The organism is Pseudomonas sp. PSPC2-3, from assembly GCF_049898265.1.
In the GTDB taxonomy this organism is placed as follows: Bacteria; Pseudomonadota; Gammaproteobacteria; order Pseudomonadales; family Pseudomonadaceae; genus Aquipseudomonas; species Aquipseudomonas veronii.
This window is the reverse complement of the sequence record NZ_JAFCXJ010000004.1, coordinates 297,023-313,027: the sequence shown is the minus strand read 5'-3', so window position 1 is coordinate 313,027 and position 16,005 is coordinate 297,023. Positions and strand designations below refer to the sequence as shown.

The window sequence follows — 16,005 nt, the reverse complement described above, 5'->3', positions numbered from 1 at the left end:
AAGTCTAAAAACAGGTCAGACAGCTCCTACAGGGACCTCACAGGGCTATCGCCACAAATATCACACCTTTTTTGACGCTACCATTCTGCGCATCCCATAAGGACGCGTTTTGGATATTAAGACCTTAGCGGACCCTTCAGGCCATGAATAAAAACCTGCGCTTCAGCCACAAAATCCTGCTTGCTGCCTCCCTTATCGTCATCGCCGCCTTCGCGCTGTTTACGCTTTATAACGACTACCTGCAACGCAACGCAATTCGCGAAGATCTCAACAATTACCTGCATGAAATGGGTGATGTCACTGCCAGCAACATTCAAACCTGGCTCACCGGGCGCATTGTCCTGGTGGAAAACGCGGCACAAAATATTGCGATCAATCCCGACCCCAAGGTGGTCGCCAGCCTGCTGGAACAGAAAGCCCTGACCTCCTCGTTCATGGCAACCTACGTGGGCGACAGCCAGGGCGCGTTCACTATCCGCCCCGACACCAAGATGCCGGACGGTTTCGACCCACGCGTTCGTCCTTGGTACAAAGGCGCCCAGAGCAGCAATGGTTCGACCCTGACCGAACCCTATATCGATGCCGCGACGGGGCAATTGATCATTTCCATCGCGACCCCCAGCGCCCAGGGCAGCCAGAGCATCGGCGTGGTCGGCGGCGACCTGAGCCTGCAAACCCTGGTGGACAACATCGGCGCGCTGAACTTCGGCGGCATGGGCTACGCGTTCCTGGTCAGCGCCGACGGCAAGGTGCTGGTCCACCCGGACAAAAACCTGGTGATGAAAACCCTGGCCGACGTCTACCCGAAACACACGCCGAAGATCAGCAGCGACTTCAGTGAAGTCGAGGCCAACGGCAAGGACAACATCGTGACCTTTACGCCGATCAAGGGCCTGCCGTCGGTGAACTGGTACCTTGGTATTTCCGTGGATAAAGCCACCTCCTTCGCCATGCTCAGCGAATTCCGCACCTCGGCGATCATCGCCACGATCATTGCCGTGGTAATCATCATCGCCTTGCTCGGCATGCTGATCCGAGTGCTGATGCAACCGCTGCACGTGATGACTCGCGCCATGCAGGACATCGCCGATGGCGAGGGCGACCTGACCCGTCGCCTGAGCATCCAGAATCACGACGAATTCGGCATCCTGGGTAATGCGTTCAACCGCTTCGTGGAGCGGATTCATACGTCGATCCGCGAAGTGTCCTCGGCCACCGGGCAGGTCAATGAAGTCGCCCTGCGGGTGGTCAGCGCGTCCAACTCGTCGATGATCAACTCCGACGAGCAGGCCAACCGCACCAACAGCGTCGCCGCGGCCATCAACCAATTGGGGGCCGCCGCCCAGGAAATCGCGCGTAACGCCGCACAAGCCTCGAACCAGGCCAGCGATGCGCGGCACTTGGCCGAAGACGGTCAGCAGGTGGTTGAACGCAATATCAAGGCAATGACTCAGTTGTCCGCGATGATCAGCGCTTCCAGCAGCAACATCGAAGCACTTAACAGCAAAACGGTGAATATCGGGCAAATCCTCGAAGTGATCACCAGCATCTCTCAGCAAACCAACCTGCTGGCGCTCAACGCCGCCATCGAGGCGGCGCGCGCCGGGGAAGCCGGACGTGGGTTTGCGGTGGTGGCCGACGAAGTGCGTAACCTGGCGCACCGCACCCAGGAATCGGCACAACAGGTGCAAACGATGATCGAGGAGCTGCAAGTCGGCGCCCGGGATTCGGTCAGTACCATGAGCGAAAGCCAGCGCCACAGCCTCGACAGCGTGGAAATCGCCAACCTGGCCGGCGAACGCTTGAACAGCGTGACCCAGCGCATCGGCGAGATCGATGGGATGAACCAGTCGGTCGCCACCGCCACCGAGGAGCAGACCTCGGTGGTCGAGTCGATCAACATGGACATCACCGAGATCAACACACTCAATCAGGAAGGCGTGGAAAACCTGCAATCGACCCTGCGCGCCTGCGCCGACCTGGAACAGCAGGCGGCACGGCTGAAGCATCTGGTGGGCAGTTTCCGTATCTGACCGACACCACAGAACCTTGTGGGAGCACAGGTCCGCCTTGCGCCCACATTGACCTTTATCAACTTGAGCGCGCGCGCCCCCAATTCCGATCGAACATCTATCATTACCTCAGGTCCACGTAAGGAGAGCTACGGATCGGAGGAATGTTCATCGTGCATATCGCGGACATCACCATGTTCTACGCCCCCGCCAGCGGTGGCGTACGCACTTATCTCGACGCCAAGCACCGGCGTCTGACGCTCAAGCCCGGCATTCGCCACAGCCTGTTGGTCCCCGGCGCGCACTTGAGCGAACGGGATGGGATATTCAAGGTGCCGGCCCCCGCCCTCCCCTTCGGCAAGGGCTACCGCTTCCCCCTTCGGCTCGCGCCTTGGCGAAATGTCCTGCACGATTTACAGCCCGATCTGATCGAAGTCGGCGACCCGTACCTGACCGCCTGGGCGGCGCTGGATGCACGACGCCAACTGGATGTGCCCGTCATTGGTTTTTATCACTCGGATCTGCCGCTGCTGGTGAGTAACCGCATGGGGTCGTGGTTTACCCCGAACGCTGAAGCCTACGTCAGCAAACTCTATGGGAATTTCGACCGGGTACTGGCGCCCAGCCAAGTGATGGCTGACAAGCTCATCGGGCTTGGGGTGAATAATGTCTTCGTGCAGCCGCTGGGGGTCGACCTGCAGACGTTCTGCCCGGACGTCCGCGACCCGGGCTTGCGCGCCGAACTGGGGATCGCCGCGGATACCCGGCTGCTGATCTTCGCCGGGCGCGGTTCCAAGGAAAAAAACCTGCCGCTGCTGCTCAACTGCATGAAACGCCTGGGGGACAACTACCACTTGCTGTTGGTGGGCTCCGGCATGCCGGCCAGCGTGCCGGACAACGTCACCGTGATCGATGGGTTCCGCCCCGCCCAGCATGTCGCCCGGCTGATGGCCAGCGCCGACGCACTGCTGCATGGCGGCGATCAGGAAACCTTCGGCCTGGTAATACTGGAGGCCATGGCCTGCGGCATACCGGTGGTCGCCGTGGCGGCCGGCGCATTTACCGAGATCATTGACGAGCGCTGCGGCCTACTGTGTACGCCCAATAATCCACGGGCCATGGCCGATGCGGTGCGCGAGCTGTTCGGTGCCGACAGCCGTCGCCTGGGCGCGCAGGCTCGGCGTCATGTCGAACAGCATTACGCCTGGGAGACGGTCGTCGACAGCCTGTTGACGCACTATTATGCGGTGCTGGGCAGCCACAAGCCGATGCTTGCCCATGGATGAGCGTTCGGTGCTGCTGGTGCTGCACGATGTAGCGCCGCAGACCTGGGCCGACTACCGCCCATTCGTCGCAGCCGTCGACGCGTTGGGCGGCGTGCCCATCACCTGGCTGGTGGTGCCGGAGTTTCATCATCATGACGCCCTGACCGCCCATGGCGACTTTCGCCGCCTGCTGGACAGCCGCGTGGCCAAGGGCGATGAGCTGACCTTGCACGGCTACTACCATTGCGACGACCAACCGGCTCCGCGCACCCCCAAAGCCTGGTTCATGCGGCGCCTGTATACCCATGAGGGTGAGTTCTACCAACTGCGCCAGGATCAGGCGCTGCAGCGTATCAGCGATGGCATCGCGGTATTCCGTCGCTACGACTGGCCGCTGCAAGGCTTTGTCGCTCCCGCCTGGCTGATGAGCCGCGGCACCCGCCAGGCACTGCGCCAATTGCCGCTGACCTACACCAGCGACCCGCAGCATCTGTACCGGCTACCCGACTTCACGCCGGTCAACGCCCCGGGGCTGGTGTGGAGTGCGCGCAGCGCCTGGCGCCGAGGTCTGTCCAAGTGTCTCAGCGACCGACGGGAACAGCGCTGGCAGGCGGCCCCGGTGATTCGCCTGGGACTGCACCCGGTGGACATGCGCCACGAATTTTCCCGCCGCTACTGGCTTGAAACCCTACAACGCCTGCTCAACGCCGGACGCACACCACTGACCAAGGCCGCTTGGCTGGCCACCCAGCCATGAGCCGGGTGATCTGGCTGCTGCTGGGCCTGCTACTGGCGCTGGCGATCCCCGTGTGGCTGGGAGGTGGCGAAACCGTTACGCGCCTGAAGCAATTCCCGCTGCCCCAACTGTCGCTGATGTTCGGCATGATTATCCTGTGCTGGCTGATCAACAGCGTGCGTATCCGCTTATTACTGGGCGAGCAACGCGGCCAACTGGGGCGACTCAACAGCCTGGGCGTGGTGATATCGACCGAATTCGCCATGTGCGCCACGCCCGGAGGCAGCGGCGGGCCACTGACACTGATGGTCCTGCTGGCGCGCAACGGCATACGTCCGGCCCATGGCAGCGCGGTGTTCGCCATGGATCAGTTGAGCGACCTGCTGTTTTTTTTCTGCGCACTGGTGGGGATCGCGTTGTACGCAGTGTTCCACAGCCTCAGCCCACGCCTGGAGTGGCTGTTGGGGCTCAGTGCGGCATCGATGGTGGGCGCAGTGTTCAGCGCTGTGCTGCTGGTGCGCTTTCATCGCCGCCTGATACGGCTGAGCGGCACCTTGCTCCAGCGATGCAAGGTAAGCGCCGCGACTCGCCGGCGCTGGGCGCGCAAAGTATTGCGCTTCCTGGCGGCATTTACCCAAACGCTGAAATTGCCGTGGCGCACCCTGTCCGCCGTGTTTGCCTTGACCAGCCTGCATTGGATACTGCGCTACAGCGTGCTTTACCTTGCGGTGCAAGGGTTGGGAGGCGATGTGCAGTGGGCCTGGAGTTTCCTGATCCAGATGCTGTCGCTGACGGCGGGCCAGTTCAGCCTTATGCCCGGCGGGGCCGGTGCGGCGGAGTTGACGTCAGCGGCCTTGCTGGCGCCCTGGCTGGGCAAATCCAGCGCAGCGGCGGCGATTCTGATCTGGCGGGCGGTGACCTACTATTTCTATCTGCTGGCCGGTGGGCCGGTGTTTCTGCTGATGCTCGGCAGGCCGCTGCTCAAGCGTCTGTTTCAGGGGACGCCGGCCGTTTCTGCAACTCGTCCCACAATTGGGCTGCCCCAGGAAAGTCAGTACCATCCTCGGCCTCCAGCTCATCCGGGTCATAGCGACTCAGACACCCCTCGCCCAACGTAGCTGGCGCCCTGGACGTAGCTTTATCGAGTGGATCGGTCATGGGCTTGTCCTGCTGGGCAGATCAATGAAAAAAGGCATGGGACGATTTAACGCCCAGGCCCTTCATTCTTCAATCAAAACGCGTTGATCAGAACACGACTGTTTTGTTGCCGTGTACCAGCACGCGGTCTTCCAAGTGATAGCGCAGGCCACGGGCCAGGACCATTTTCTCGACGTCACGGCCGAAGCGCACCATGTCGTCAATGCTGTCGCTGTGGCTGACACGCACCACGTCCTGCTCGATGATCGGGCCGGCGTCCAGTTCTTCGGTGACGTAATGGCACGTTGCGCCAATCAACTTCACGCCACGCAGGGAAGCCTGGTGGTACGGTTTGGCACCGACAAACGACGGCAGGAAGCTGTGGTGAATGTTGATCACCTTGCCGGCGTATTCGCGGCACAGTTCCGGCGGCAGGATCTGCATGTAGCGCGCCAGCACCACGACGTCGGTTTCATGCTGCTTGACCAGACGGGACACCTCGGCGAACGCCGGTTCCTTGTCCTGCGGGTTGACCGGCACATGGTAGTACGGGATGCCATGCCACTCGACCATGCTACGCAGGTCGTCGTGGTTGGAGATCACGCAGGCGATCTCACAGTCCAGCTCGTCGCTGTGCCAGCGGTGCAGCAAGTCCGCCAGGCAGTGCGATTCACGGCTGGCCATCAACACCACACGTTTTTTCTGCTCGGTATCGCTGATGTGCCAGATCATCGAAAACTCTTCGGCGATCGGCGCAAACGCCTCGCGAAACGCCTCAAGGCCAAAGGGCAGCGTATCGGCACGGATTTCGTGGCGCATGAAGAACCAACCGCTGAGATTGTCCGAGTGATGGCTCGCCTCGGTGATCCAGCCGTTGTGGGAGGCCAGAAAGTTACTGACTTTGGCAACGATGCCAACCCGGTCCGGGCAAGCGATCACCAGCCGAAAAGTGTGCATTAGGGGGAAACTCCAGAACTTCGCAAAGGCGGTCATTCTAGCGATTACGCAGAAAAACTGCAGTATCCGTTGACGCTTATTCTGCCCTCGCCTTGACCACACCCCTTAATAACGTAGGGTTTTACCACCGCTATATGCATGTGCATCGGCACGCTCAGGCAGTTAGCGGAAATTAAGCAGGTAGTCTTTGCCCATACCCGCTACTAATTAACTCGTTTGCATAGATTTGCCACAAACATTCAAAGTAATTCACATAAATGTTCCCTTAAATGTTTACTTGGGGAAATAGCCTGACTATTATTGGGCCACTATCCCTGTCAATCAGCGCTCTACATAAGGTAGTCCACATGTCCCTGATCAACGAATACCGTGCCACCGAAGAAGCTATCAAAGAGCTGCAAGCCCGTTTGAAGAATCTGTCCCAAGACGACAAACTGCAAACCGAGCTGGAATTCGAAGGCAAACTGCGTACCCTGATGGGTGAATACTCCAAATCCCTGCGTGACATCATCGCGCTGCTGGATCCAGAGTCTAAAGTTAAAGCACCGCGCGGCGCAGTGAAAACTACCGGCACCAAGCGTGCCCGCAAGGTCAAGCAATACAAAAACCCGCACAACGGCGAAGTGATTGAAACCAAAGGTGGCAACCACAAGACGCTGAAAGAGTGGAAAGCCAAGTGGGGCGGTGATGTGGTTGAAGGCTGGGCTACCCTGCTGGGCTAAGCCTCGCCAGGCTCTTGCCTGATACGCGACAGACGAAAAACGCCAGCTTGCTGGCGTTTTTTTATTGTCTGAATAATCTGCAATTGCCTGATTACAGATTGAACCGAACGGCTAAAGAGTCAGCATACTCCTGCCATTGATCCAGCACCTGACGCTGAAACGGCGTGGCACTAACAGCCAATTCAATACGAGCACGTTTAAATGCCTCCAAGGTATTGGGTGCACCCCATTCGCCATCTGACAAGCGTTGCTGACAGAAAAGTTTCCAGCGTTGTTGCTCCTCGCTGTTCAAGGTTGCAGGAAAGTTGCGCGCACGGTAGCGAAATAATAATTCCGGCAAACGCTGATCATCAAAGGGCCACTGCTGCCGCGCCAATTGCGCCGGCTCTGCCGCGCGGACTTGTTCGCACAAACGACGATCGCGGTCGCCGATAAAACCATCATAGAGCTGCTGCTCCGGGTCCGAACTCGGTGCAAAATCTTCCTCGGCATAAATCTCCGCCAACTTGTCGCGCCAAACTTCCTGTGCGTCAGTTAGCCGCAGCGCCCGCGCCTGATAAGCGTCCATATCCAATTGCAGTCGTTCACGGTCTTGCGCCCGCAGCACATTCAATGGCGCCACCACCGGGCAGCGGTTGATATGCAACAACTTGAGCGGTACCGGTAACTCGCCTGCGGCCAGATCATCACGACGGGTGTAGAGGCGCTGACGCAAGGTATTGGCGTCGAGGTCCAGCAGCCCTTGCGGATCAAGGCCCAGGTCACAGACGATCAACGCGTTGCGATTGCGCGGGTGCCAGGCCAGGGGCAGTACAACGCCGAGGAAATGGCGCTCGGCCGAAAAACGCCCGGAGATATGCACCATCGGTTGCAGCAGCCGCACCTGGTCCATCACTCGTTGCTTGCTGCGCAATTGGAATAGCCAGTCGTACAACCTGGGCTGTTTTTCACGGACCAATCGGGCCAGGGCAATGGTCGCGCGCACGTCGGACAACGCATCGTGAGCCTGGCCATGGGCGATCCCGTTGGCCTCGGTCAAACGCTCCAGCTTGAGGGTGACACGCCCATCCTGCTCGGGCCAGACGATTCCCTCCGGGCGCAGCGCGTAGGCGGTACGCATCACATCGATCAAGTCCCAGCGGCTGTTACCGCCCTGCCATTCACGCGCGTAAGGGTCGAAGAAATTGCGATAGAGGCTGTAACGGGTCATTTCATCGTCAAACCGCAGGGTGTTGTAACCCACCCCACAGGTACCGGGGACCGCCAGTTCGGCATGCACCCGCGTCATGAAATCGGCTTCGGCCAAGCCCTTTTCCGCCAGCATGCGCGGGGTGATGCCGGTGATCGCACAGGCCGCCGGATGGGGCAGGATATCGTCGCTGGGTTGGCAATACAGGTTGACCGGCGGGCCAACCTCGTTGAGGTCGACATCGGTGCGAATACCGGCGACCTGGAGGGGGCGATCGCTGCGCGGGTTGATGCCGGTGGTTTCATAGTCGTACCAGAAAAGAGTGGTCACGGGCTATTCCTGTGCTGAAGATCGACGAAGTCTAGGCGCTGGAAGGTGCCTGAGGCCAGCGCCAGTTCAACTGTATAAACATCCAGCAAAACCTTGAATGGTTGCTTCCATCGCCGACACTGCTAGCATCCGTGTCTTCCAACCGCTCTGCGCTGCCAAGGATCGCGATGCCATCAGCTCCATTGGATACCCGTTACCAGATCGAGACCCCGGAGGGCATCGACCTGCCCTTGCGCCCGGCTGGCCTGCTGCCACGTGCACTGGCCTTCGCCTTCGACCTGGGCGTGCGCGGGTTGCTCATGGGCATCCTGCTGGTTCCGTTGGCCCTGCTCGGCAACATCGGCATAGGGCTGGGCTCATTGCTGCTGTTCCTGGTCAGTTGGTGGTACATGGTGCTGTTTGAAGTACTCAACCAGGGCTGCTCGCCGGGCAAGCAGGTCATGGGAATGCGCGTGGTACAGGATGACGGCACGCCCATCGGCTGGTCGGCCTCACTCATCCGCAACCTGCTGCGCTTTGTCGATATGCTGCCGTTCGGCTACTTTCTCGGCGCCATCAGTTGCCTGCAGCACCCTAACTTCAAACGGCTCGGTGATCTGGCGGCCGGCACGCTGGTGGTCTACCGCGAACTGCCATTGGCACGCCCCAAGGTGCCGCAGGCCCCTGCCCTGCGCCTGCCATTTGCCCTGGACCTGAGCGAACAGCGCGCCATCCTCAATTTCGCCGAGCGCCAGGGTGAGCTGTCCGCCGAGCGAGTACAGGAACTGGCCTCGATCCTCGCCACGCCCTTGCAGGTGTCCCCGGCTCGCGCTGTCGAGCAGCTCAACGGCGTGGCCCGTGGCTTGCTGGGGCCGACATGAAACAGAGCCTGTTCGAAAGCCGTCATCAGCCCCAATGGCAAGCGTTCGCCGAACAACTGACGCAGTTGGAACAAGGCAAGGCCAAGGCCGCTGAGCTGGCTGATTTCCCTCATCAGTATCGACGCCTGTGCCAGCACCTGGCCATGGCCCAGGAGCGCGGCTACAGCAGTTACCTGGTGGACCCGCTGCAACAACTGGCCCTGCGCGGCCACCAACAGCTGTATCGCCACCGCAGCCAATTGGGTGCGAACGTATTGGCTTTCCTGCTGGCCGGTTTCCCCCGGCTGGTGCGTGAACAGTGGCGCTTCGTGTTGATCGCCAGCCTGCTGTTCTTCGGTAGCCTGGTGGGTATTGCGCTGCTGGTGTACCTGTTTCCCGAACTGATCTACAGCGTCGTCAGCCCCCAGCAGGTGGCCGAGATGCATAGCATGTACGACCCGGACGCCAGTCGCCTGGGCCGCGTCGCCGAACGTGCATCCAGTGAAGACTGGATGATGTTCGGCTACTACGTGATGCACAACATCGGCATCGCCTTCCAGACCTTTGCCGCGGGCTTGCTGTTCGGCCTGGGCAGCGTGTTCTTTCTGATATTCAACGGCCTGATCATCGGTGCGATCTCCGGGCACCTCACTGAAATCGGCTACGGCCAGACCTTCTGGTCGTTTGTCATCGGCCACGGTGCCTTCGAACTCAGCGCAATTGCCCTGGCTGGCGCGGCAGGCTTGCAGTTGGGCTGGGCGTTGATCGCTCCGGGGCACCTGACACGCGGTGAATCCCTGCGGCTGGCGGCACGTAAAAGCGTGCAGATGCTCTGCGGCGTCATGCTGTTCCTGCTGATCGCAGCATTTATCGAAGCCTACTGGTCTTCCACCACTGCGATCGCGCCTTGGGTCAAATACCTGGTGGGCGCGGGGCTCTGGCTACTGGTGGCCGCCTACCTGACCCTTGCCGGACGGACTCGCCATGCGCCTGAGTGATGCCAGCGTAGTGATTCGCCCGCGAACATCATGGGAAGCCATGGACCTGGGCGTGTTATTGGCCCAGGAACACCGACTGCTGCTGATGGCCAGTTGGGCGCTGGTGAGCCTGCCGATATTCATCGCGCTTAGCGTTCTGTTGTGGCAATACCCGTCCACGGCCTTGTTTGTGTTCTGGTGGTTGAAGCCGGCCTTCGACCGACTGCCCCTGTATATCCTGTCCAAGGCCCTGTTTGGCGAGACGCCCAGCCTGAAACAGGCCGTGCGTCACTGGCCGCGCCTGCTCAAGGGCCAACTCCTGGCCAGCCTGACCTGGCGGCGACTGAGCCTGAGCCGCAGCTTTTTGATGCCGGTCAGCCAACTCGAAGGCCTGGATGGTCAGGCACGCCAAAAACGCCTGGGCGTGCTGCAACAACACAACGCCGGCGCGGCGCGCTGGTTGACCACGCTCGGTGTACACCTGGAAATCGGCCTGTGGTTCGGCTGCATGGCGCTGTTCTATCTGTTCATCCCCCAGCAGGTTGAACTGGATTGGGACTGGCAACGGCTGGCCCTGGCAACCGGCCCGGAGGGGTTGTGGCTGGAACACCTGAGCAACGCCTTCTACGCGCTGGTCCTGGTGTTCTGGGAACCGATCTACGTCGCCTGTGGATTCAGCTTGTACCTCAACCGTCGCACCGTGCTGGAAGCGTGGGACCTTGAGCTGGTTTTTCGCCGCCTGCGCCAGCGCCTGAGCAGCGCGGCCCCGTTGCTACTGCTGGTGATCGGGCTGATGCTGCTGCCGCTGGGCCGACCCGCGATGGCCGATGACTCGCCCCCCACCCGGCAAGTCACCCCCCAATCCGCCAGCCAATCGATCAAGGCGCTGCTGGACAAGCCTCCGTTCAAAAATCCGGAAACCGTCACGCGCTATCGCTTTGCTGACGAAAAACCCAACACCAAGCCCCAGGCACGCGGTGACGGCAAACTACCGGCCTGGCTGCAAGCACTGCTGGACAACTTCAACAGCGACGCCTTCAAGCACCTCGCCCAAGGCCTGGAGGTGCTGCTGTGGAGTCTGTTGGCGGGCAGCGTGGCGTTGCTCGCCTGGCGTTATCGCGAGTGGCTGCGCACCTTTGTCAGCCGGCGCGGGCCACGCCAACCCAAGCTCGCCAAACCGCCACCCACCCAACTGTTCGGCCTGGAGCTGGGCGCCGAAACCCTGCCCGATGACATTGCCAGCGCCGCCGAGCGACTATGGCCCAACCACCCCAGGGAAGCCCTGGGCCTGTTGTATCGCGGGCTGCTCAGCCGGTTACTGCACGACTTCAACTTGCCACTGAAAACCGCCGACACCGAAGGCCAGGTCCTGGAACGCGTTCAACGCTTGCAACAACCACAATTGCTGGCATTCAGCGACGAATTGACCCGGCACTGGCAAAACCTCGCCTACGGGCACCGCCTTCCGCCCGCGGTGGTACAGCAGCAGTTGTGCAACGATTGGCGCACCCTGTTCAGTTCGGGAGTCGCCCGATGAAGCGGCCATTGCTGTGGGTGGGGTTGCTGCTTGCTTGCCTGCTGGGGGCGGGCGGCCTGTATGTGTGGCACAAGGCAATGCCTTATGACGAAGTGGTGGATCGCGGCCCTTCCCCCGAAGCATTGGGCAATCCCTACCTGGCGGCCGAACACTTTCTGCGCCAGCAAGGCCTGGCGGTGGAGCGTGCCAGCGGCCTTGAACGGCTCTCCGATCTGCCCCCCAGAGGCCGCAGCCTGTTGCTGCTGGGCGAACGCGACAACATGACCCCGCGCCAGGTGGATCAACTGCTGGACTGGGCAAAGTCCGGTGGCCACCTGCTGGTGGTGGCCGAAGCGCTGTGGGATGAAGAAACCGCTAAAAGCGGCGACCTGCTGCTCGACCGCCTGCATATCCAGCAGACCTTGAGCGACGAATCCGAGCAACCCGCTCCGGCACGCAAACAGAAAAAACCGGACCTGGCCAAGCTCTATGTCGACAATGAAACCGCCCCGGCGTATTTCAGCTTCGATACCGACTTCAATCTCACCGACCCCAAGCACCTGGCCCAGTTTTCCGCCAACAGCGCCAGGTCCAGCCACCTGATGCAACTCAATCTCGGGCAAGGCCGTGTGACAGTCGTCACCGACAGCGACTTATGGAAAACCCCGGGAATCGGCCAACACGATAACGCCTGGCTGCTGTGGTACCTCAACCAGGGCACCGACGTGAGCCTGCTGTTCAACAGCGACGTGGACGACCTGTTCACCTTGTTGATGCGCTATTTCCCCCAGGCGCTGGTGGCGCTCGCCGCGCTGATCGCCCTGGCGCTCTGGCAGGCCGGCATGCGCCAAGGCCCGATCCAGGCGCCAGCGCCCAGAGCACGCCGACAACTGCAGGAACACTTGCAGGCCAGCGCCGACTTCCTGCTGCGCCGCAGCGGCCAGGGCGCCCTGTTGCACGCCTTGCAGCGCGATATCCTGCGCGCCGCAAGGCGGCGCCACCCTGGCTTTGAACACCTAAACACCGCAGACCAGTGGCAGGTGCTTGAACACCTGACGCGCCAACCCTCTCACGTGATCAGCCAGGCCCTTGGCCCCCTTGCGGCAAAACGGCTTTCCAGCGCCGATTTCAGCCGCCAGGTGGCGTGCCTGCAAACGCTCAGGAATGCACTATGACTCCGCGTTCTGTGACGAAGGTGCGTGGTACAACGCCAGCAAGAGGGCGCTGCGCCTCGACTCTGAGGTTCAGCGCCTCGTGAGATCCACACCCAGAGTGAGAACCAACGTGGAGTGCCTGATCCGTCGCCTGATTGCCCCGGCCGAGTCTCTGGACGCACAAGCCCCGGCAGACCTCAAAGGCCGCGTTTGGTTATATCGCATTTGTGCGGCAAGACTGTCGGTCGAGTTTCGTCGTTGAATCCAAACACGTTAACTAAAGCGACAAGTAAGCCCGCCTGTTTAGAAGATATTCAACGGGTACTCAGTAATCAGACGCGTCTGCACCAAATGCCCCCCGGTAGAGGCATCGCCATCGTGCCAGGCCTCCCGCAGGTGGACAGTCAGTTTCTTGGCAGGGCCACTCTGTACGACGTATTTCACTTCGGCGTCGGTTTCGTGTTCCTGGTCGTTGGCGCCATAGGCCCCGGCGTAGGCCGAGTTACTGGCAGTATGCGTACCGTCGATGCCAGAACCGCGAATATGACGAGCCATGAAGCTCAGGCCTGGGACGCCAAAGGAACTCATGTCCAAGTCATAGCGCATCTGCCAGGACTTCTCGCCCGGGCCGTTGAAGTCGGAGTACTGCACCGAATCAGCGAGGTTGATCGAGTTACCGTAGCGGCCGGCACCGACACCGGCGTTGGTCTCCCCAAAGCCGACATAGTCGAACGGCTCGTCACCATGGATCTTCTGTCCGGCCAGTGTGAAGGTGTGCGCGCCCAGGGTGTAGGCAGCCGCCAGCGAGGCTGCAGTGGTGTCGATGGTACCGGCCTTGGCGCTGCCGTCGTCCAGTGTGCGATAGAGGTTGAAATCCAGTGCGACGGATTGGTCAACGGCCAATGGATGAACAAGGTTCAAGTTGACGTAGTACTGGTTCCAAACGTCTTCCAGGCGCGCTCCGTACAGCGACGCGGTGAATTCCTTACTGAACTGGTACTTGCCACCCGCGAAGCTGGCCGACGCCGCTTCCACACCCGCATAGCTGGCGAGAATGTCGCCGCTGCGCGACGTGGTGGTGTTACCGGTACCGGCGGTGTAATGACCGGCCTCCAGGTTCAGGCCCGTGATTTCATGACTGTCGACCTGGAAGCCTGATGCGGTCTGTGGCATCAGGTAGTTATCAGCGGTGGCAAACACCGGCGACGTGGGCTGCAAGTCGCCGACCTTGAGCGTGGTATTGGAAACACGGAACTTGACGTCACCGCCGGCCTTCGCGAGGCCGTGATCCGGATGGCCATTGGCATCGGATGGAATGTTCGGGCCTCCGGCACGGTCGGTGCTCCCGTCGATGCGCAACGCCAGGTCGGCAAACGCATCAATGCCGACGCCGATGGTGCCTTGGGTGAAGCCCGAGCTGAAGGTCGCCATCAGCGCTTGACTCCAGTCACGGGTGTGGGTGCCGCTGCCGTTCTGGTTCCAGAACATGTTGCGATTCAGAATATTTAAACTGCTGTCCGCGACAAACCCCTTGGAATCGGACTGATCGCTGGCATAGCTCATGGCCGGCAAGGCAAATGCCAGCGCCACGGCCAAGGTATTGAGTTGAAGTGCCGATTGGTGTTTTTTCATTATTTTTGCTCCAGTGCACGATGTCGTGTTGGAGCATTAAGGCGATAGCCCAGACGATCAACAAATGAAACCAGATGAATATTCTGATATTAAACTTGGCGGCTAAACAAGCCAGCTTGTTACTCGAGAGCGGCTGCTTTTGCTCAACACTGTTGAAAAAGTGGCTCTCCTGCCGCCCTATAACGAGCTGCCCGTTGCAGCCGGAGAGGCGAGAGAGCGTCTTATTGAGGTTTACAAAGCATAGCCAGTCTGTAGTGTCTTCTCTTGAGCGGCCACACTACCATTGCCCTTGGCATCAGGGGATGATCCGGAAGGCAGTGCCACTGGCGCCTGGAGGCATCCCTCCAAACCGAAGCGGGTCATTATGGCCGACGCGTCGTCTGTCGAGCGCCCAAAGTCGGGGACTATCATGGAATGAAAGTTGTGCATATCGACCTGATTCCATTCATCCGGCCCATAAAAACCCAACAATAGTTAGATTAGGTAAGTATCTGATTTATGGATAATACAACCAATGTAACAATGAATAAGGCTCCGGAAATCATCAGCGAATTTCCAACACCCACTGCCCTGACCACCGAAACCCTGCAACACGCCAGCCGCCAAGCCCAGGCGTTGCGCGTTGAGCTGCGCAAGGCGGTGATTGGCCAGGACCAGGTGATCGACGACGTCCTCACCGCCTTGATCGCCGGCGGCCACGTGCTGCTTGAAGGCGTACCCGGCCTGGGCAAGACCTTGTTGGTTCGGGCCCTGGCCCGTTGCTTCGGCGGCGACTTCGCGCGCATCCAGTTCACGCCGGACCTGATGCCCAGCGATGTCACCGGGCACGCCGTGTACGACCTGCACACCGAGCAGTTCAAGCTGCGCAAGGGGCCGTTGTTTACCCACCTGTTGCTGGCCGACGAGATCAACCGCGCGCCGGCCAAGACCCAGGCCGCCTTGCTCGAGGCCATGCAGGAGCGCCAAGTGACCCTTGAGGGCGAAGCGCTGCCCATCGGCCAACCGTTCATGGTGCTGGCCACCCAGAACCCCATCGAGCAGGAAGGCACCTACCCGCTGCCCGAGGCCGAACTGGACCGTTTCATGCTCAAGGTGCGGATGGACTACCCCGACTCCCAACAAGAGCTGGAGATGGTGCGCGAAGTCACGCGCTCATCCCGGGCCGACATGCTCGACGTACAACCCCTGCGCACCGTGCTGCAAGCCGAGGACGTGTTGCAACTGCAACAGATCGCCAGCGAACTGGCGCTGGACGAGCAAGTGCTCGACTACGCCGTGCGCCTGGCACGGGCCACCCGCAGTTGGCCGGGGCTGACCATCGGTGCCGGCCCACGCGCATCCATTGCCCTGGTGCGCGGCGCCCGTGCCCGCGCCTTGCTGCGCGGGGGCGAGTTCGTCACCCCGGACGACATCAAGGGCTGCGCCCTGGCGGTGCTGCGTCATCGCGTTCGCATCGCCCCCGAGCTGGATATCGACGGACTGGAAGTGGACCAGGTCCTCCAGCAACTGCTGGACCAGATTTCGGCACCTCGGCAATGA

At 60.7% G+C, this 16,005-nt stretch carries 13 protein-coding genes and 1 pseudogene; 11 read left to right on the top strand and 3 right to left on the bottom strand.

Features of this window, described 5'->3' with window-relative positions; translation table 11 throughout:
- Positions 1-143: 143 nt before the first annotated feature.
- The 5 genes and pseudogenes from ACP7E3_RS11410 to ACP7E3_RS11390 form a co-directional block, all read left to right on the top strand.
- A pseudogene (locus ACP7E3_RS11410) lies at positions 144-1,175 on the top strand (HAMP domain-containing protein); the annotation flags it as partial.
- A 93-nt stretch (positions 1,176-1,268) separates the two neighbouring features.
- Positions 1,269-2,033: a methyl-accepting chemotaxis protein gene (locus ACP7E3_RS11405; RefSeq protein ID WP_370737559.1), complete on the top strand. Its 765-nt coding sequence runs from the start codon at positions 1,269-1,271 to the stop codon at positions 2,031-2,033.
- A gap of 143 nt (positions 2,034-2,176) precedes the next feature.
- The gene (locus ACP7E3_RS11400) at positions 2,177-3,298 is read left to right on the top strand and encodes a glycosyltransferase family 4 protein (RefSeq protein WP_046382247.1); all 1,122 of its coding nucleotides are present in this window, start codon (positions 2,177-2,179) and stop codon (positions 3,296-3,298) included.
- The gene (locus tag ACP7E3_RS11395; RefSeq protein WP_177029677.1) at positions 3,291-4,034 is read left to right on the top strand and encodes a DUF2334 domain-containing protein; all 744 of its coding nucleotides are present in this window, start codon (positions 3,291-3,293) and stop codon (positions 4,032-4,034) included. The genes ACP7E3_RS11400 and ACP7E3_RS11395 overlap by 8 nt, the downstream gene beginning before the upstream one ends.
- Positions 4,031-5,131 carry a lysylphosphatidylglycerol synthase transmembrane domain-containing protein gene (locus tag ACP7E3_RS11390; protein ID WP_057004534.1) on the top strand — a complete coding sequence of 367 codons (1,101 nt, stop codon included), beginning with the start codon at positions 4,031-4,033 and terminating at the stop codon, positions 5,129-5,131. Before ACP7E3_RS11395 ends, ACP7E3_RS11390 begins: the two co-directional genes overlap by 4 nt.
- Positions 5,132-5,258: 127 nt before the next feature.
- Here ACP7E3_RS11390 and purU read toward each other — a convergent pair whose 3' ends face one another.
- Positions 5,259-6,107, bottom strand: coding sequence for a formyltetrahydrofolate deformylase (gene purU / locus ACP7E3_RS11385; protein WP_017847102.1), 849 nt, complete (start codon positions 6,105-6,107; stop codon positions 5,259-5,261).
- A gap of 347 nt (positions 6,108-6,454) precedes the next feature.
- Between purU and mvaT the strand changes: the two genes are divergently transcribed.
- Positions 6,455-6,829, top strand: coding sequence for a histone-like nucleoid-structuring protein MvaT (gene mvaT, locus ACP7E3_RS11380; protein WP_005790963.1), 375 nt, complete (start codon positions 6,455-6,457; stop codon positions 6,827-6,829).
- A gap of 91 nt (positions 6,830-6,920) precedes the next feature.
- Here the strand turns inward: mvaT and sbcB are convergent, their stop codons facing one another.
- Complete coding sequence (gene sbcB / locus ACP7E3_RS11375) at positions 6,921-8,348, bottom strand: exodeoxyribonuclease I (protein WP_108524485.1); 1,428 nt, start codon at positions 8,346-8,348, stop codon at positions 6,921-6,923.
- 167 nt (positions 8,349-8,515) lie between these two features.
- On the opposite strand from sbcB, the gene ACP7E3_RS11370 reads away from it, so the two are divergent.
- The 4 genes from ACP7E3_RS11370 to ACP7E3_RS11355 are packed head-to-tail and all read left to right on the top strand — an operon-like array spanning position 8,516 to position 12,855.
- Positions 8,516-9,208, top strand: coding sequence for an RDD family protein (locus ACP7E3_RS11370; RefSeq protein WP_026139913.1), 693 nt, complete (start codon positions 8,516-8,518; stop codon positions 9,206-9,208).
- Positions 9,205-10,185, top strand: a complete 981-nt coding sequence (locus ACP7E3_RS11365) for a stage II sporulation protein M (protein WP_017846071.1) — start codon at positions 9,205-9,207, stop codon at positions 10,183-10,185. The genes ACP7E3_RS11370 and ACP7E3_RS11365 overlap by 4 nt, the downstream gene beginning before the upstream one ends.
- The gene (locus ACP7E3_RS11360; RefSeq protein WP_169881533.1) at positions 10,172-11,701 is read left to right on the top strand and encodes a DUF4129 domain-containing protein; all 1,530 of its coding nucleotides are present in this window, start codon (positions 10,172-10,174) and stop codon (positions 11,699-11,701) included. Before ACP7E3_RS11365 ends, ACP7E3_RS11360 begins: the two co-directional genes overlap by 14 nt.
- Positions 11,698-12,855 (top strand): DUF4350 domain-containing protein, encoded by a 1,158-nt coding sequence (locus ACP7E3_RS11355; RefSeq protein ID WP_426123143.1) that lies wholly within the window; start codon positions 11,698-11,700, stop codon positions 12,853-12,855. Before ACP7E3_RS11360 ends, ACP7E3_RS11355 begins: the two co-directional genes overlap by 4 nt.
- Before the next feature lie 282 nt (positions 12,856-13,137).
- Here ACP7E3_RS11355 and ACP7E3_RS11350 read toward each other — a convergent pair whose 3' ends face one another.
- Positions 13,138-14,466: an OprD family porin gene (locus tag ACP7E3_RS11350; RefSeq protein ID WP_108524487.1), complete on the bottom strand. Its 1,329-nt coding sequence runs from the start codon at positions 14,464-14,466 to the stop codon at positions 13,138-13,140.
- A 498-nt stretch (positions 14,467-14,964) separates the two neighbouring features.
- Between ACP7E3_RS11350 and ACP7E3_RS11345 the strand changes: the two genes are divergently transcribed.
- A complete protein-coding gene (locus ACP7E3_RS11345; protein ID WP_186354534.1) occupies positions 14,965-16,005 on the top strand; it encodes an AAA family ATPase in 1,041 nt (346 codons plus the stop codon).